We start from the raw sequence: 18,258 nt of genomic DNA, 5'->3' as shown, positions 1-18,258 counted from the left end.
AAATATAACTACAGCGAGAGAGGGATTGGGTATGTCGAATAACAATAACGTGGTACCTGGTTTTCGTAAAAAAATTCTGCCGCTGGCCGTCGCCGGATTGAGCAGCATGAGCTGGGTCGCGGCGCCACAGGTTTTTGCACAGCAGAGTGCCCAGGCGATGGAGGAGGTTGTCGTTTCCGCGCGCCGGCGCGAGGAGTCACTGCAGGAAGTGCCGCAAGCGGTCAGCGCACTCAGCGGGGAAGAAATGCTGATTGCCGGAGTTTCCGACCTCGCGGATCTGCAGTCCCAGGCGCCGGGGCTTACCGTTTATCCCGCGCGTGCCACCAGTTCCACGGTCACCGCCTATATCCGCGGTGTCGGCCAGTCCGATCCACTCTGGGGTGTCGAGCCCGGTGTCGGTATCTACGTGGACGATGTCTATCTGGCGCGCCCGCAGGGCGCACTGCTGGAAATGCTCGACGTTGAGCGGGTGGAAATACTGCGCGGCCCGCAGGGATCCTTATATGGGCGCAATACCATCGGCGGGGCGATCAAATATGTAAGCCGGCCCATCGCTGAGGAAACGGAAATCTCGCTGCAGGCCGCGCTCGGCAGTTACAACCAGCGGGATTTCAAAGCCGCCGTCAGCACACCGTTGACGGAAAACCTCTATGCCAGCCTGGCCGTCGGATCCTTCGAGCGCGACGGCTTCGGCGAGAATCGCCTCACCGGTGCCGCGGTCTCCGATAAACAGCTCTACGCCGGACGCGCCGCGATCGAATGGCGGCCGAGTGAGCGCTGGACTGTCAACCTCGCCCACGACGTTGTCTACGACAGATCCGCGGTGCCCGGCGCCCAGCGCATGGTGCCGAACGTGATCGAGTCCTTCTTCAGTGGCGCGGCGCCACTGCCGGTAAGCGATGACCGCTACGACGTGGACAACGGCTTTGCCAACCAGAACAACGATACCGACAACTCCGGTACGGCGCTGACCATCAGCTGGGAGGGCGAGGGCAACTGGGGCTTCAAATCGATTACCGCGCGCCGCGAGGGCGAATTCAATCAGGCCATTGATTTTGACGGCGGCCCCTATCCGATCGCCGACGTGGACGGTGTGCAATACGATGAGCAGCTGAGCCAGGAATTCCAGTGGCAGTACAGCGGCGAGCGACTGGACGGTGTTTTTGGTCTCTACCTGCTGGATGCCAGCGCCGGCGGCGTCGTGCGCAATCGCTTTGGCCTGCCGACGGCACTGGTCGCTCCGGGGCTGGAATCCATACTCGGGCCGACCCTGGCGATTTACGGCGCGAGCGGCGGTGAGGTGGAAACCGATGCGGCGGCGCTCTTCGGCGACCTGAGCTACAGCCTCACCGAGGCGACCTCGCTCAGCCTGGGCGGGCGTTTTAATCGCGAGAAAAAGCAGGCGCTGGTGCTGAACCAGAGTATGGCGGATGAGGACTTCACCATTCCCACCGGCCAGGTGACTGCGGATTTCGAAGGCTCGGAAAGCTGGACGGATTTCTCCCCGCGCATTGGCCTCGATCATCAACTGAACGACAGCACACTGGTCTATGCCAGTTACAGCGAAGGCTTCAAGAGCGGCGGCTTCAATATCCGCGCCAATACGGTCCAGGTGCCGGACTCACAGAATCCGTACAAGCCGGAGCGGGTCAGCAGCTACGAGCTGGGTATCAAGGCAGATCTCAGCGAGACGCTGCGCGTCAATGCGGCGGCTTTCTACAGCGACTACGAAGATATCCAGCTGAGTATCTTTACCGGCGTGGATACCACCGGCGACGGCAATAACGACAGCTTCTTCGGCGACTTCACCAATGCCGGTGCCGGCGTGATTCGCGGTGTGGAACTCGAATACCAGTGGGCGCCCAGCGAGTTCTTTGCCCTGAGTGGCAACGCGACCTGGCTGGATGCCTATTACAAGGAATATATCTCCGGCGGCGTGAATGTCGCCGACGAGCAGGAGTTCACCAATACGCCGGAACTGACCTACACCGTCAACGGGGACTTTTCCTTTCCGCTGGCCGAACTGGGCCGGCTGGATGCCCGCCTGAGTTACAACTACCGCGACGATGTCTATCCCACCACCGACCTGAGCGACATCGTTTTCCAGGAGGGTTACGGGCTGTGGAACGCGGCACTGGTATTCACCCCTCCCGCGGAGAGCTGGCGTCTGGCGTTGGAAGGCAGGAACCTCACCGACGAGGAGTATCGCAATACCGGCTATGACCTGCGCGGCTCCGGATTCCCGATCGTGAGTGGCTATTACGGCGATCCGCGGGTCTGGGCATTGCGGTTGAATCTCGATCTCTAAGCGAACCTGGTAGGAGAGGCCGTTGGCCGCGATCGGAGCCCGTCGCTTCGAATCGGTCCTGCCGCCGGTGGCCATCCGACAAACAGCCTCTTCGGCAATCGTCTGGCGGATGGCCCCCGGCGTCAGGACCTCGCCCTGTGCCTCCCGGTATAGATCGCGGCAATCGGTCGCGTTTAACAAGCAAAAATAAACAGTGGAGAAACCATGCACGGCCTGATGATGCAGGGGCAGCTGACCCTCACCGGCATAATGCGCCATGCGCAACAAAATTTTGCTGACCGGGAAATCGTTTCCATTACTGCAGACGACCCGCGCCATCGCTATACCTATGGCCAGGCCTTCGACCGCGCTGCGCAGCTGGCCAGTGCGCTGCAAAAACTTGGCGCCCGGCAGGGGGACTGTATCGGCACCCTGGCGTGGAATGACTACCGTCACTTCGAACTCTATTACGCCACTTCCTGCAGCGGGCTCATCTGTCACACCATCAACCCGCGGCTGTTTGCCGAGCAGATCATCTACATCATCCAGCATGCAGAGGACCGCTGGCTGTTTATCGATCCCTCGTTTGTGCCATTACTGGAATCGATCGCCGACAGGCTCGCGGGCGTAAAGGGTTGCGTGATTCTTACGGACAGTGCCCATATGCCGCAGACCAGCCTGCCGGATGCGCACTGCTATGAGGAGTTGCTGGCGGCGGAAAGCGGGGCGTTTGACTGGCCGCAGCTGGACGAGCAGAGCGCGGCGGCGCTGTGTTACACCTCCGGTACCACCGGCAACCCCAAGGGAGTGCTCTATTCACATCGTGCGATGGTGTTGCATACCTACGGTGTGCTGATGCCCAACGCTTTCGCGTTGCAGGGGCAGGAGGCAGTCATGCCGGTCGTGCCCATGTTCCATGTCAACGCCTGGTCCCTGCCTTACGCGGCTCCGGTGATGGGGGCCAAGCTCGTTTTGCCCGGTCCGAAAATGGGCTGCGGCGAAACCTTGTGTAACCTGATTCGGGAGGAGGGCGTCAACGTCGCCGCGGGCGTGCCCACGGTGTGGCTGGCGTTACAGCGATACCTGCGTGAAACGGGCCAGCAGATTCCCAGCCTGCGGCGGGTCATTGTCGGCGGTGCCGCCTGTCCCTGGTCGATCATGGAGGAGTTCGAGGCGCGCCACGGCGTCTACACGCACCACGCCTGGGGCATGACGGAAATGAGTCCCCTCGGCACCTTCAATGCGCGGGTGCCAGGCGCTCTGCCCGCAGAAGAGGCCAGAAAACTGCGACTCAAACAGGGCCGCACCGTCTTCGGCGTGGAGATGCGTATCGTCGACGAGTGCGGCAACAGCCTGCCGCACGACGGCACTGCCTGCGGCGCGCTGCAGGTGCGCGGACCCTGGGTCTGCGAGCGCTATTTCAAGGCGGAAACTTCCGCGCTCACCGATGATGGCTGGTTCGATACCGGCGACGTGGCGACCATAGATGCCGACGGCTACCTGGGTATTACCGACCGCACTAAAGATGTCATTAAGTCCGGCGGTGAGTGGATATCTTCCATCGAATTGGAAAATCTCGCTGTGGCCATGGCGGGGATACAGGAAGCTGCCGTCATCGGCATCGCGCACGAAAAGTGGGATGAACGGCCGTTACTGGTAGTCGTGCCGAGTGCCGGCGTGCAACTCGATGCGCAGCAGATTCTCGAGGGATTCCGCGGTCGGGTGGCCAACTGGTGGATTCCCGACGACTGCCTGCTGGTAAACGAGATCCCCCATACCGCTACCGGCAAGATCAGCAAAAAAGATCTGCGTGACCAGCTCACCGAGTACCGCTGGCCGCAAACTGAGCCGCAATGATGGCGTTGCATCGACGCCTGGCGGAAATCAACCAACATTCTGCGAGAAAGAGGAGTCGGGTAGCACACAGAATTTCTGTAGTCGCGGAAAAAACCTATCGAGGAAAATAATAATGTATGCCTTCGAAAAGCCTCCAGCGATGATCTCCCGGTTCGGCCGGCGACTGGTCGCGCTGATCACCATCCTCTGTATCAGCCAGGTCGCCGACGCGGCAGACAGCCAGTCCCTTTTGCGCAGTATTACTTCTCTCGGCGGCGCCCAGGTGCAGGGCGTTGCCGATACCAACAATACCCAGTCCTGGCGCGGTATCCCGTTTGCCGAGGCGCCGCTCGGTGATCTGCGTTGGCGCGCGCCGCGCGATCCGCAGGCGTGGTCGGGCGTGCGCGATGCGAGTCAATTCGGCAGCATCTGTTCACAGCTCGGCAGCTTTTTTGGCGAACCGAATCCGGCCACTTTCGATCTGCCGATCGGCTCCGAGGACTGCCTGTATCTGAATGTCTGGCGCCCCCGGAGCAGTGCCGAAAATCTGCCGGTGCTCTTCTGGATTCACGGCGGCTCCAACCGCCTGGGCGCGGGATCCGAAGTGCTCTATAGCGGCGCAAACTTTGCGCAGAAAGCCAACGCGGTGGTGGTCACCGTAAACTACCGTGTCGGCAGCCTCGGCTGGTTCTTCAACGGCGCCCTGGCGGAGGGCGACCCGAAGGACGACTCGGGCAATTTCGCCACCCTGGACCTGATCAAGGGCCTGGAATGGGTGCGGGACAATATTCGCGGATTCGGCGGCGATCCGAACAAGGTGACGATTGCCGGCCAGTCCGCAGGCTGCATAAATGCGTGGGGCCTGCTGCAGTCGCCGCTGGCGGATGCGTTGGTGGACCGTATGCTGTGCATGTCCGGGCTGCCCAACGCTTACCCGAAAGCCCTGGGTGAAGTGCAGTCCAATGATGTGATTGACAGTTTGCTGGTAGAAAACGGCTACGCCGCGGACAAGCTGTCTGCGGCACAGTTTCGGCTCGGCCAGAGCGATATCTGGATTCGCAACTTCCTGCGCGCGCTGCCGGCAGAGGCGATTGTGCGGCACACGCCGAGTCCGGTAGTGATGGGACATTTCACCGACGGTCATGTAATACCCTGGGCCGGCTACGCGGACCTGACTGCCGGCGGCTATCACAAGGTGCCGATGATATTGGGGACCACCAAGGACGAAGGCTCCCTGTTCGCCGGTGTCCTGGCTGGCTACCTCAGGCCGTCACTGACCGAGCTGTGGGATATGGCCAACTACCAGGATCCCGCCAGTCTCGCGGTGACGGATATCATCGAACCGGATCTCTATCCCTCCTACTACCCGGTACACCGCACGCTGAGCCTCGCCGTCGACCTGACGATCGACAATATATGCCGCTACCTGCGTCTGCTGCAGGGCAATATCTATCGCTACAACTTTGACTGGGACGACGCGCCGCAGCCGTGGAAGGAAGCCTTTGGCGCTGTGCACGGTATGGACCTGCCGTTCCTGTTTGGCAATTTTCCCGGATCCGACCAGCCGGATTTCATGCGTTATATGATCAGTGCCCAGAACCAGTCACAGCGCGAAGTGCTCTCCGACACTTTCATCCGGTATGTCAGCCAGTTTATGCGCACGGGCAATCCCAACAAGTGGTTTGACGGCCTGCCGGAGTGGTATGACTGGTCCAACTTCTGGATCTATCAAAAGCGCCTGATTCTGGACAACAACGTGCATACGAATTCGCACGATTTCTGGCTGTCCGACGTGAACAATGCGCTGAACCAGTTGAATGCAGAAGAGAGGCAGCGGGCCGAAGAGCTGATATCGAACTTCCAGGTACAACTGGAAGATGCGGACGTAAGCTATCAGTAGCATCGCACCCTGATCGCGTCGTGCTTGGCAGGGCGCTCTGCGCCTTGCTTTTTTTACTTTGCGCCAATTTTATTTTGTGTCAATGCGACTCTGGACTGGCGCGGCCGCAGTTGGTGCGCGCGCTTTGCCACACTAATATATAAGTGCCTGGGCAAAAGCAGTCCCCGAAGGAAAAGGGGAGCAAGAAGAAGCGGTCCGCAACGGGAGACTTGGACTAACCCGTAAATAGACCCACAGCGGGTAACCACTGGTCTGAACGAAAGACTTCAGCGAGGTGAACAGCGGGAGTAGAGCCAGTCAGCTTAAAGAGGGAGCGGTCGAAATGATTTCGGCCGCTAATTCTTTGTGCCTGCCACAAAATTTTCCACCTGCAGTCCGGCAGAACCGAATGCCAAGCATCACAGCAAAGACAAAACATCCAGATTAAATGTTGCTGAATTTTTAGTTATTTTTCCGGTTTGTGCGACCAATGTGGAATGTCGTTGTCGATGAGGGACGTGGTCGATATTCCACTGTACCCGGAAGGAAGAAACAAAAAAGCGGCCACGTGGGCCGCTTTTCCGTTTGACCACCGCGCGGTGGTCGGCTGGCTTACATCAGAAGTTGTAGGCCAGGGTGGCGCCGAAGGTGCGCGGCGCGCTCCAGCTGGAGTAGTTATTTAAAATGCCGTCGTCATTGGTGCTGGTGCGATAGTGACGATCGGTCAGGTTTCTGCCCCACAGTGACACGGTCCAGTCTCCGGCCTCCTGGAACAGTTCCGCGCGGGCATTGACCAGCGCGCCGCCGTCTTCCTTGGCGTAGGGCTCGTTGGTGATGCTCAGGTAGTAGTCATCGGTCCAGTTAACACCCAGCTGCAGTGCCGCGCCGAGCTCGTCGGTCACGCTGAACTCGTAGCGCGCCAGGGAGCTTACGCTCAGGCCCGGGGCGTTGTTGAGCTCGTTGCCCACCACATCCACTTCCTGACCGAAGAGATCGTAGATACGGCCGGTGCCGCTCGGGCCCTTCACGATTTCAGTGTCCATGTAGCCGACGCCCACGCGCAGATCCAGCCCCATGATCGGCAGCCAGCGCAGATCCAGCTCGGCGCCGCGGGTCTCGACGTCACCCATGTTGGTCAGGCCCGAGAAGGTGGCGTTGTTGTTCTGGATTTCCAGCGGCGACTGGAAGCCCTCGTAGTCGTAGTGGAAGATGGCACCGTTCAGCTGCACGGTGTCCTCCGCCAGGGTGGACTTGAAGCCCAGCTCTACCGCTGTGTTGGTTTCCGGCTTGTAGGATTCCACCGCCTCGGCATTGAAGAAGAAGCCACCGAAGAAGCCGCCGGACTTGAAGGTGTGGCCCACGCTTGCGTACACCAGGGTGTCTTCGGTGGGTTTCCAGTCCAGGGTCACTTTCCAGGACGGATCCTTCTCGTCGTAGGTCGCCGGGGTGCCGGAGGACAGCGGCAGCGGGCCGTCGCCGACTCCAAGTTCGGGATCACGACAGGTCTCATAATCGGCAATGCCAAAGGCGTTGCAGGCCCAGGCGCCGGCGTTGAGCAGCACGCCGCCGACATAATCTTTCTGCTCGCGGGTGTAGCGCAGGTCGGTGGTCAGGGTGAAGGCTTCGTTGAAGTCGTATACCAGCTGACCGTACACGGAGCTGACCTTGGTCTCCTGCTCGTATTCCATGGTGCCGCAGCCGGGGAAGGCGACCCAGTCGGCGTACAGGTTGGCGCTGAAGGTACAGGTCCGCTTTTCGTCGAGCTGGTCCTGGGCGTAGCTGGCGCCCGCCATCCAGTTGAAGGGCCCGTCGTTGTTCGACAGCAGGCGCAGCTCCTGGGACACGGAGCTGATATCCGAGCTGTAGTTGGTGATGTAGTTGTCGTCGAAGTTGATGTCGCGCTCGACCAGCTCGGCATAGGCCTCCCACTCGTCCTGGTTGGCCGCGCCGGTGCCGACACTGCCGGAGCCGTTGACGTGATAAAAGTCCAGGCTCGTAAAGTTGCTCACAGATACCAGGGTCACGGTACCCAGATCCCACTCCACGTTCAGCGAGGTAGAATTGAAGGTGTCGTCGAAGTGGCGCACGGTAGCATCTTCACCGCGGTAGATACCGTCCGGCGCCTTGCCGTTAATGTTCACACAGTTGGCATCGGGGATGCCGGTGTTGAGGATCGCATCGCAGTAATCGCCGGGAATCGGACCGGTGAAGTCGGGGAGGGCAATGCTGCCGTTATAGTCTCCCGGGGACCAAGGGCTGCTGTTGGGATTCCAGTAACCTTCGGGCTCCGGAATACCCACCTCTGACTTGTCGCGGCCGAAGGTCTGGCGCAGGTCCAGGCGCAGGGTGTCGGTGGGCTCGTAGGACAGGGTGACGCGCGCCTGGGTCTTGTCGCGGCCGCCCTGCATGCGGTCCAGGTAGGTATTTTCGAACCAGCCTTCGCTCAGTTCGTTCTGCACTGCCACCCGCGCCGCCAGGTTGTCGGCGATGGACAGGTCGGCACCGGCGCGCACGTTGAAGGTACCGTAGTTGCCTACGTCCACGGCGGCGTTGGCCTGGTTCTGATCAAATTCGGGGCGGCGGGACACGATGTTGATGGCGCCGCCGGTGGAGTTGCGTCCGTACAGACCGCCCTGGGGGCCCTTCAGTATTTCCACGCGCTCGGTGTCAAACATCGCAAATGCGCCGTAGACGCCAAAGGGCTGGTACACATCGTCCACCACCACGGCGGTGGTCGGGGTGTTGTTGGCGTTGTAGTCCTGCAGGCCCACGCCGCGAATCACGAAAATGGGGATGCCGGAGTCGGGCGACATGCCGAGCTCCATGTTGGGCACAAATTCGGTGATTTGCGCGGCTTCCATGACGCCGAGCTTCTCCAGGTCATCACTGCCCATGGCAGCAATGCTGATGGCCACATCCTGCACACTCTGCGCGCGCTTCTGTGCCGTTACCGTTACCTCTTCGAGGGTCTGGGCAAAAGTTTGCGGAACCATCGCCACGCTGGTGGCAATTGCTAAGGAAAGTAAGTTGCGTTTCATCACGTCTGTCCTCTGGTCTTTATTGTTTATCGAGGTCACTCCGTCGGGGGTATCTCCCTTCACTACTGCGTGATCGCTAAGTCGATAGCGTCCTGTGAGGGGGCTGCTGTCTGTGTCGCCATCCCGCCGGGTGTCGGCGGGGAGGCGGCAGCGGCAGCACTTTGCATCCAAGCCGGTAAGCGGATCGCAAGCACGCCTGTATACAGATGCTGTGTAATTACAGTCGCTGTATTTACCCAATGCCGAAATTACAGTCGCTATAAATGGGTGTCAAGGGGCAGAACCGCATGCTGTGAACTGGTCTCGAGGTACTGTTCGGCTGCGCTTGGCGGTACCTGGAATAGAAACTGGCAAGGACGGAGGACGACAGTGAAGGTGACACGGGCGGTCGCCTTGTGCTCAGGCCTGAGGGGCCGGCACTGCTGCTATGGGGCGCTTTGGCGCTGGAGAGTGTGTCGAGTGGCGGTTTTACTGCAGGGATTGCCTGGGAGGCTGCAGCGGGCTGGACGAGAGAGGCACCGAGTCGCGCAAATAATATTGCACCACTCGATGCCATTCAGTTTTTCCGGCTCCGGCCGCGACTACAGGAATAGCGGTTTGGCTTATCCCTGTAGTCGGGCCAGTTTGCTAAGAAGGGCGTATCAGTAGCGTCCTCAATTCTGCTTCTTGCCCTTGGTTTGGGCTGTCGCCTGTACAGCCACTTCTGCTGAACAAGTGCGACTACCCTCCTGACAGACTTCATAGATAAAGTCAGTGCTATCCGAACGGAAGGAGTCTTTGAAATATCCGTCGTTGGCGGTGTTCTTGATCAGAATACCATCTCGATAGATATCGACTCCTGCGGTAGCGGCGCCACTCCAGTTCAGCTCCACATTGACTCGACCTTTAAAGTGGGTAGCGCTGGCGTTCAGGTTAATAACCGGCACTACATCCACCGATTTGGTAACGCTGTGAGTAGCGCCCGCATCGTCGGTGACCGTCAGGGTGACCGGGTAGGTGCCGTGTGCCGCATAGGTGTGCCCCGGGTTGGCCAGGCTGGAACCATTGCCGTCCCCGAAATCCCAGGCCCACGCAACTACAGAGCCGTCACTGTCGCCGCTCATATCGGTGAAGCTCACGTCCAGGCCGGTCACTACATGGCTATAGTCAGCCACCGGGGCCTGATTCACGGGCGCAGGAACAACGCTCAGTGTCACCACGGAGCTTCCCGAAGCACCCTGTGAATCGACCGCCTCGGCCATTACCGTGTGCTCGCCCGCACTGAGCGAAGTAGTGCTGAACGAGGCACCGGTGCCAATCAATCCGTCGACAGATGACAGCCAATTGATGGAGGCACTCACGTTGCCGTCTTCACTGTCATCCGCTGTCGCACTGAAGACAACAACATCACCCTCGGTAACGGTGCTGCCACCCGTCGGCGAACTGATACTGACGGTCGGCGCGGTGTTGCCGGGCGGCGGAGTCACAACATCACCATTGCCAAGCGTGATGGACCAGTTGTTCAGCACACCGCTGTTGGTGTAACTGGACATATCCTCTGCGCGCAACTTCCATACCCCAAAGCTGTTGTCGCCGGTAAAGTCGGCCGGGGTGAAGGTCTCCACCAGGTTCTCGTTGCTGTAGCCGGTCATATCGTGCAACGTGAAAACCTTGCCCGACGGGGCAATCAGGTGCACCTTCAGGTCGCCGATCCAGCGAAACGAGATATCCACGCTGACACTGAACGAATCGATGACCAGGGCTTCGGGCACGTCGATTTCACTGACGATCGCATATCCGAGACTCGTATGGCTGTCCGGCATTACGACAGGTGTATCCATTCTGTGTGTCACAGAAGTGTTGGGCGTCAGTACCGAAATATTGAAGCTCTTGGAAGATTCCTGCCCGGCCGCGTCAACGGCAGTTACGCTGATCTCATGGTTGCCATAGCTCAGGTTGCTGGTGCTGATTGCACCACCAGAACCCAGCGGGCCATCGATATCCGAACTCCAGCTTATGGAACCGCTGACGTCACCGTCTTCAACGTCAGTCGCGACAGCACTGAAATTGATGACGTCGCCAACCAGGAAGGGGCTGCCGTGAGCGGGTCCGTTAACCTTGATGCTGGGCAGATAGTTGTAGCCGCTGCTCGCCGCGCCGGAGATATCCATCGACCAGCCGTTCAGAGCACCAACCTGTGTTCCCAACTCATCGGTTACCTTCAGGGTCCAGTCACCCAGCGCCCGGTCCAATTCGAATTGGTCCAAATCGTAGGTGCCACTCAAGCCACTGTCACGATCGTGCAAGACGGCGGTTTTACCATTGGGAGAGGTCAGGCTTATCACCAGATCGCCGGGCCTGGTGTGGCTGATATCCACGGTGACCGAAGTGGCAACAATGGCGATGTCGTCGGGCACGTTGATGGTGCTGGAAGTGCCGATAGAGCTCTTATCCGGAATGGATCCGCCCTGGACATTTGCATAACTGAAGGAAATTGTCCCTTCGGGCCACACTTTCAGTCGCACGTCGGTTGACTTGGTCAGTTCGCCATCCTGCGCCGTCACCGTAAGCGTATAGATACCGGGTGGTACTTCGGTACTGGGCGTTACGCTCATGGTTGTCGAGCCGCCGGCAGGCACATCAGCTGGGGAGAAAGTGATCTCCGCATCGAGTGCGGGGAAGGCGGTTGCGGAGAAAGTTGCGCTGCCGGAGTAGCCGCCCATAGCATTCAGATCGATCGTGTAGGTCGCGACCTCGCCCTGGTTCACAGTGCTGGAGAGCGGGTTGCCGCCGAGATAAAAAGTGGGGCCGCCACCGCCCACCATCAGCAGGGCATTCTCCACATTCAGGCGGCGGCCAGATACCGTCTTGCCGTCGAGTGCGGCGATTGCATCACCGGAACTCATCAGGACGTCTTTCAACTGTGCCGTCGTCAGGCTCGGGGCCGTCGCCAACAGCAGCGCGCCCGCACCGGCTACATGCGGCGTCGCCATTGAGGTGCCGTTAAAGGTGGCGTAACTCTCGCCTGGTACCGTGGACAGTACCCCGGAGCCCGGCGCGCCCATGTCGACGGACGTCAGGCCCCACTGGGAAAAGCTGGACATGTTGTCGGCGCTGTCCGTAGAGGCAATAGCCATGACGTTCGGCACATCGTAACTGGCGGGGTATGAGGGGGTGGCATCATTGTCACGGGCATCGTTGCCCGCGGCGGCCACAAACAGCATGTCCGCGTTGTTCGCCGCGGTGATCGCATCCTCCAGAGTCTGGGAATAACCGCCGCCGCCCCAGGAGTTGTTGAGCACACGGATATTCTCGCCGCGGCTCTTCAGGTCGACCATGTAGTTGATACACTCAACGCCATCCGCAAGGGTGCCACCGTTGGTGCCCAGGAAACTGCAGCCGACCATCCTGGTCTGCCAGTTTACGCCCACAACACCGGTGCCATTGTTACCGCTCGCGCCGATGGTTCCGGCCACATGGGTACCGTGATCCCCGGTATCCATCGGGTTGCCATCGTCATTGATGGCCGAGATTCCGTGAACGTCGTCGATGTAGCCATTGCCGTCGTCGTCGATATTGTTGCCGGCAATTTCATTGGGGTTGATCCAGATATTGGCGATCAGGTCCGGGTGCGTGTAGTCAAAGCCGGTGTCAATCACACCGACAACTATCTCCCTGTCGCCGATCTGCATATCCCAGGCTAGGTCGGCCTTGGTCTTGGCCATGCCCCACAGTTCGCCGTAGCGCGGATCACTGGGGATCACAGAGGGGTAGTACTTGTAGTTCAGCTCTGCGTATTCGATATGCGGATTGTTCTTGAGCTGCTCCAGTGCCTCCAGCGGGCTCTGGCCCTCGGGCAGTTCCAGCCTGGCCAGGCGACCTTTTGCGATATGACGGAAGCGGTCATCGACACCGTCGCCATTCTTATCCTTGAAAGAGGCGCCGAATTGTCTGGCCAGCTTCTTGCGATCCTCTTTTGTGCTTTTCTCGGCGAACTTAACCAGCACCGATCCGCCGTCGTAGTCAGGACCATCCCCCGGCTTCGACGTCGTTGCTGCGATCAGTTCTGTGCTGGCTGCCGTCACCAGCGATGCCGCCAGTAGCGAAGACAGCGCCTTGAAAGGCTTTTTTATTGGTCTTTTCATCGATATTCACCCTAGACAGTTAGTTTGCGTCGATTGCCGGTGTAGGCCGGCAGTCAAATTTGCATTTTTTGTTATGCAAACATGTGCAAATTAATCACTTGATTACAAATTTGTAAAGAGTGTTTCACAGTATTGTGTTGGCCGGAGTACCCGGAAAGCGGCCGCGGAATATCGGGGAACGCTGTGGAAGAACGGTTTACCGTTTATATTTCAGTATCTTAGGGAAATTGTCGGGGTGCCGGTTGGCGGGTAGGGGAGATGTGAAGTGTATAAAATTTTATATGCTTTTCGGTTGGCTGATCGGCCAGCTAAGGTGGAATTGCGCGCCGCCGAGGCGGCTGTCGGAGATGGCGATGGTGCCGTTGAAGCTTTCCACCAGCCGCTGCGCTATAGCCAGGCCGAGGCCGGTCCCGCCGGTTGCGCGGGTGCGGCTGGGGTCGAGGCGCACAAAGGGTTCAAACACCCTCTGCCGGTCGGCGGGCGCGATACCCGGGCCATCGTCATCGACGAAGATATCGATGCGGTCCGATTGAATCCGGCAGCTGACTTCAACCCGGTTGTGCGAATAGCGCATCGCATTCGACAGCAGGTTGTTGATTGTCCAGACCAGGTATTTGCGCGGCAGTGGAACTTTTTGCGCGGCGGTCTCTGCGGGTGTCACGTCGATGCATTTGTCGGGATGGAGCTGGTGCTGCAGCGCTGCCTGCTCCTGCAGCAGTTTGAACGGATCTACCTGTTGCGTGATTTCCTCGGCGCTTTCCGGGGATCCTCTGCGCAGCCACAGGGAGATTTCCCGCAGCAACTCGTCGAGCTCCTTTAGACCTTTATTGATGTTGCCGAACAGGGAGGTGTTTGGACTGGTTTCCTGCTCCTGCAACATGTCCGCCGCCAGCTGCACGCGGGCCAGCGGGGCGCGAAACTCGTGCGCTATCGCCTGCATGAGTTCCCGCTGCGTGGTCAATGACTTTTGCAGGGCGAGATTGACTTTTCTCTGGCTGAACCTTCCATACAGCAGTAATGAAATCGCGAGCAGCAGTACCAGGCCTGAGATCCAGGCGTTGCGCTCCACTTTCTGTTTTTCTATACGACTCGCCTGGACGGCGTTGTCCCGCTCCAGCAATTCGATTTTCCTGAGGCGTGTTTCCGCCTCGTGCAGGCTCCGCAGTTGGGCCAGTTTGTCGCTACTCGCCTTGCTGAACAATTCGTCATTGAGCTTTTTGTGGTGCCTGAAAGCGGAAAGCGCCTGCTGGTAATCTCCGCTGGCAGCGTGGATCTGTGAGAGCAGGAGTTGTGCCTGACTGGATTTGGCTTTCTCGTTTGACGCTTCTGCCATTTCCGCCGCTATCTCTGCCTCTTTCGTTGCGCCCTCGGAGTCGCCTCGCTGAAGGTATATTTTGGCTTGCAGCAAGTGTCCTTGCGATTGCAGGGCGCCAAGGCCCAGTGATTTAGCCAGGCGGAATCCCCGATCGAGAAAAGCCTGTGCATCGCCGGGTTGGTTCTGCAGGATTTTTAGTTGCGCCAGAGACAGCAGGACGCCGCACTCTATGGATTTATCGTTAATCTCCCGGGCGTAGCGCAAGGCCCTTTCGTAGTTTGTTTGCGCTTTTGTGAGGGCTAATTGGTGTTGGTATGCGAGGCCAATGGCGTTGAGAGTCTGGGCTATGGCTCTTTTATCACCGAGAGACTCGAACAGGTGTTTGGCCTCCAGGAAGTAATCCAGGGCTTTGTCGTAGTCACCGATATGGTCATAGGTGATGCCGATATTCAGTTGAAGTTCTGCGATACCTGGGTTGTCCTGTAAATCCTCGCGAATTTTCAGCGCCTCCAGCTGTAATTCGAGTGCCTGGCTGTAGTCACCCTGGGCGGAATATATCCCGGCAATATTGTTCAGTATTATCGTCAGTTTTCCCTGATTGCCGGCGGCCCGGTGGATTTTTTGTGCCCTGCTGAAATATTCAAATGCCCGGGCGCTGTCGCCTTGCTCGATATATATCAGGCCGATGTTGTTTAGGGTGGCGGCTTCGGCGTCGGTTTTCTTTAGTGTTTGGGTGAGTTTGAGGGCGCGGAAAAAATTGGTGAGTGCTCGCTCGAATTCCGCCTGTCGCCAGTAGAGCAGGCCGCTGATATTGAGGGGTACGATTAAATGATCGGAATCATCCAGGGATTCAGCAATGGAAACCGCCTGTTCCGCCAGCAGAATACCCCGCTCGTACTGACCCAGGGCCATATGCGCCCAGGCCATGTTGCTCAGCACCAGGATTCGGGCGGCGGAATCGGGATGCGTCTCCAGGTTTTCCAGTGCCAGTGCACCGAACTGCAATGTCTTTTGGGGGTTTGTATTGCGGTATTGAATGGCGGACTGCAGTAGCTGTTCGGTTTTTTGCTGGCCGCTGGCGGCCAGTTCTTGTGAAGGCGGCTCCTGCTGCGCGGCTACAAATGCGCTGCAGAATAAGCAAATCAGAAGAGTCGCCAGGCCTGTGAGCCGGAGTATCGTTGCGGGGCGGCGCGCGATGCTCAGTGGCTGGCGCATTGCTCGGATGCCAGTTGGTAGCCTTTACCGCGAACGGTAATAATGATTCTGGGGAGCTTGGGGTCGTCTCCCAATTTTTTTCGCAGGTGGGAAATACGCAGGTCGATGGTTCGTGGGGTGCTGTCGTAGCCGAGGCCGGTAAAATGCTCGGAGATCTCCTCCCGGGTCAATACATCCCCGGCCCTGAGAGCCAGCATCCACAGGAGTTCGAACTCGAAGGTGGTCAGCTCGATCTCGTCGCCGTTCAGGGTGACGCGGCGAGCGACCCGGTCGATTTGCAACCCGTTGACCGACTTGTACAGGGCATCGCCGGCGGGCTGGGCCGGCCCCGGCCTCTCAGTCTGCGCTTCGTGGCGCCGGAGTAGGGCTCTTATCCGCGCGAGCAGTACCCTCGAGCGCACCGGCTTGGTCAGGTAGTCGTCCGCCCCGACTTCCAGGCCGGCGACCTCGTCGACATCGTCCTCCAGGGCGGAGAGCATCAGAATGGGGCCGCGATAGGCGCCGCCGCTGAGTACCTGGCGGCAAATAGAGAGGCCATCCTGACCGGGCAACATGACATCGAGAATGACCAGGCGCGGCTGCTCTTCGAGGATTCTGTCGGTTGCCCTGGCGCCATCTGTCTCAATCTTCGCCTCGAGACCGTTCTTCTGCAGGAAGCTGGCCAACAGCTCCGCCAGCTCGCGGTCATCGTCGACAATCAGTATCCAGTTGCTCGGCATAGTCTGTTCAGCCTGTTCGGTTTCGAAGCCTGAAGAAGTGTATCACAATGTATATTTTCATATATAAAGGGGTTGCGCCCATAAAAAAACCCGGCTCTCGCCGGGTTTTTTCTGCTCTGGAATGACGCTTAGCGCTGGTCCAGTGCCACGTAGTCGCGCTGGGTGTAGCCGGTGTACAGCTGGCGCGGGCGGCCGATCTTGTAGGGGTTGGAGATCATCTCGTTCCAGTGAGCGATCCAGCCGGCGGTGCGGCCGGTGGCGAAAATCACGGTGAACATATCGGTGGGAATACCGATCGCCTTCATGATGATGCCGGAGTAGAAGTCCACGTTCGGGTAGAGCTTCTTCTCGACGAAGTATTCGTCTTCCAGGGCGATCTTTTCCAGTTTCTTGGCGATCTTCAGCAGCGGATCTTCGGCTACACCCATGGCCTCGAAGACTTCATCACAGATGCTCTGCATTACGCGGGAGCGCGGGTCGAAGTTTTTGTAGACGCGGTGGCCGAAGCCCATCAGGCGGAAGGGATCGTTCTTGTCCTTGGCGCGTTTGACGAACTCGTCGATACGGCTCTCGTCGCCGATTTCTTCCAGCATGTTCAGTACGGCTTCGTTGGCGCCGCCGTGCGCCGGTCCCCACAGGGTGGCGATGCCAGAGGAAATGCAGGCGAAGGGGTTGGCGCCGGAGGAGCCCGCCAGGCGGACAGTAGAGGTGGAGGCGTTCTGCTCGTGATCCGCGTGCAGCAGGAAGATCACGTCCATGGCCTTGGCGACAATTGGATCGATCTTGCTCGGCTCACAGGGGGTGCCGAACATCATGTGCAGGAAGTTCTCGGAATAGTTCAGGTTGTTGTCCGGGTACATGAACGGCTGGCCCTTGGAGTGCTTGTAGCACATCGCGGCCAGGGTCGGCATCTTCGCGATCAGGCGGTCCGCGGAAATTCTGCGGTGCTCCGGGTCGTTGATGTCGAGAGAGTCGTGGTAGAAGGAGGCGAGGGCGCCGACCACGCCGCACATCATTGCCATCGGGTGCGCGTCGTAGCGAAAGCCCTTGAAGAAGTTGACCAGGGACTCGTGCACCATGGTGTGGTTCATGATGCTTTCGACATATTCCTTCTTCTGCTCTGCGTTGGGCAATTCGCCATTCATCAGCAGATAGCAGGTCTCCAGGTAGTCGGACTTCTCCGCCAGCTGTTCGATCGGGTAGCCGCGGTGCAGCAGCTGGCCTTTGGCGCCGTCGATAAAGGTGATCTGGGATTCGCAGGAAGCGGTGGACATAAAGCCCGGGTCGTAGGTAAACAAGCCCTTGCCGGCCAGACTGCTGACATCGACAACATCGGGGCCGAGGGTCCCGGACAGGACAGGCATCTCTATGGCGCCGTCTAACCCATCGACCGTGAGTTGCGCTTTCTTATCGGACATTGCGGACTCCTAAAATCTGTTCTTATGCCGGCTTTGTTCCCTGCCATTTCTACCGGAGAGGAGGCAGCAGCGGGCTTTTGAGCGGGGCCAAACTTAAGTTGCGCGCCGCAAATTGTCAAACCAAAACGCATGAACGGTCGGTCCCTGAACAACAGGAAATCCGGTGGGTGGCTCGGCTGGTAGAGCTTTTGCCTATATGGGCCGGCTATTGTCTGTGGAAATCCCGCGGCGCCGCTGGCGCGGCTTTACCTTAGACCATAGTCGCAATTCTGCCGGGAAGCCCGAGGCGTTCGTTGTGTTTTGGGGTTCGAATGCCTATAATCCGCGCGGCTTGCGCCATGGTAAGGCCAGTTTGCTCAAGTCTTCAGCAAGTCGTGCGCAAAGTGCTCAGCAAGCAGTTCGCCCCTCCATTTGAAAAGCTAACGGG

General features: G+C 58.9%; 8 protein-coding genes. 3 read left to right on the top strand and 5 right to left on the bottom strand.

The window, feature by feature from the left end; translation table 11 throughout:
* The first annotated feature begins 31 nt into the window (after nucleotides 1-31).
* The 3 genes from BUC36_RS04990 to BUC36_RS04980 all read left to right on the top strand — a co-directional run bounded on the left by BUC36_RS04990 (nucleotide 32) and on the right by BUC36_RS04980 (nucleotide 6,023).
* Nucleotides 32-2,308, top strand: coding sequence for a TonB-dependent receptor (locus tag BUC36_RS04990; protein ID WP_200797184.1), 2,277 nt, complete (start codon nucleotides 32-34; stop codon nucleotides 2,306-2,308).
* Between the two features lie 204 nt (nucleotides 2,309-2,512).
* A complete protein-coding gene (locus BUC36_RS04985) occupies nucleotides 2,513-4,144 on the top strand; it encodes a long-chain fatty acid--CoA ligase (RefSeq protein WP_073272298.1) in 1,632 nt (543 codons plus the stop codon).
* 112 nt (nucleotides 4,145-4,256) lie between these two features.
* On the top strand, nucleotides 4,257-6,023 hold the full coding sequence (locus BUC36_RS04980) for a carboxylesterase/lipase family protein (RefSeq protein WP_073272295.1): 1,767 nt from the start codon (nucleotides 4,257-4,259) through the stop codon (nucleotides 6,021-6,023).
* A 596-nt stretch (nucleotides 6,024-6,619) separates the two neighbouring features.
* Here the strand turns inward: BUC36_RS04980 and BUC36_RS04975 are convergent.
* From BUC36_RS04975 to gltA, 5 genes are all read right to left on the bottom strand, one after another.
* Entirely contained in the window at nucleotides 6,620-9,040 is a 2,421-nt protein-coding gene (locus BUC36_RS04975) for a TonB-dependent receptor (protein WP_073272290.1), read from the bottom strand.
* Between the two features lie 653 nt (nucleotides 9,041-9,693).
* Nucleotides 9,694-13,164 carry a S8 family serine peptidase gene (locus tag BUC36_RS04970; RefSeq protein ID WP_073272287.1) on the bottom strand — a complete coding sequence of 1,157 codons (3,471 nt, stop codon included), beginning with the start codon at nucleotides 13,162-13,164 and terminating at the stop codon, nucleotides 9,694-9,696.
* 277 nt (nucleotides 13,165-13,441) lie between these two features.
* Nucleotides 13,442-15,694 carry a tetratricopeptide repeat protein gene (locus BUC36_RS04965; RefSeq protein WP_073272284.1) on the bottom strand — a complete coding sequence of 751 codons (2,253 nt, stop codon included), beginning with the start codon at nucleotides 15,692-15,694 and terminating at the stop codon, nucleotides 13,442-13,444.
* Complete coding sequence (locus BUC36_RS04960; RefSeq protein WP_073272278.1) at nucleotides 15,679-16,413, bottom strand: response regulator; 735 nt, start codon at nucleotides 16,411-16,413, stop codon at nucleotides 15,679-15,681. The genes BUC36_RS04965 and BUC36_RS04960 overlap by 16 nt, the downstream gene beginning before the upstream one ends.
* Nucleotides 16,414-16,541: 128 nt before the next feature.
* Entirely contained in the window at nucleotides 16,542-17,831 is a 1,290-nt protein-coding gene (gene gltA / locus BUC36_RS04955) for a citrate synthase (RefSeq protein WP_073272275.1), read from the bottom strand.
* Between the last annotated feature and the right edge of the window lie 427 nt (nucleotides 17,832-18,258).

This window comes from Microbulbifer donghaiensis (assembly GCF_900129095.1).
Classification (GTDB): Bacteria; Pseudomonadota; Gammaproteobacteria; order Pseudomonadales; family Cellvibrionaceae; genus Microbulbifer; species Microbulbifer donghaiensis.
Note: the sequence above shows the minus strand (reverse complement) of the source record. Positions and strands in the feature narration are given on the sequence as shown.

What these genes read in the sequence shown, in the direction of transcription:
- BUC36_RS04990 (WP_200797184.1), top strand. Translation starts at nt 32, where the DNA reads ATGTCGAATAACAATAACGTGGTACCTGGTTTTCGTAAAAAAATTCTG.
- BUC36_RS04985 (WP_073272298.1), top strand. Translation starts at nt 2,513, where the DNA reads ATGCACGGCCTGATGATGCAGGGGCAGCTGACCCTCACCGGCATAATG.
- BUC36_RS04980 (WP_073272295.1), top strand. Translation starts at nt 4,257, where the DNA reads ATGTATGCCTTCGAAAAGCCTCCAGCGATGATCTCCCGGTTCGGCCGG.
- BUC36_RS04975 (WP_073272290.1), bottom strand. Translation starts at nt 9,040, where the DNA reads ATGAAACGCAACTTACTTTCCTTAGCAATTGCCACCAGCGTGGCGATG.
- BUC36_RS04970 (WP_073272287.1), bottom strand. Translation starts at nt 13,164, where the DNA reads ATGAAAAGACCAATAAAAAAGCCTTTCAAGGCGCTGTCTTCGCTACTG.
- BUC36_RS04965 (WP_073272284.1), bottom strand. Translation starts at nt 15,694, where the DNA reads ATGCGCCAGCCACTGAGCATCGCGCGCCGCCCCGCAACGATACTCCGG.
- BUC36_RS04960 (WP_073272278.1), bottom strand. Translation starts at nt 16,413, where the DNA reads ATGCCGAGCAACTGGATACTGATTGTCGACGATGACCGCGAGCTGGCG.
- gltA (WP_073272275.1), bottom strand. Translation starts at nt 17,831, where the DNA reads ATGTCCGATAAGAAAGCGCAACTCACGGTCGATGGGTTAGACGGCGCC.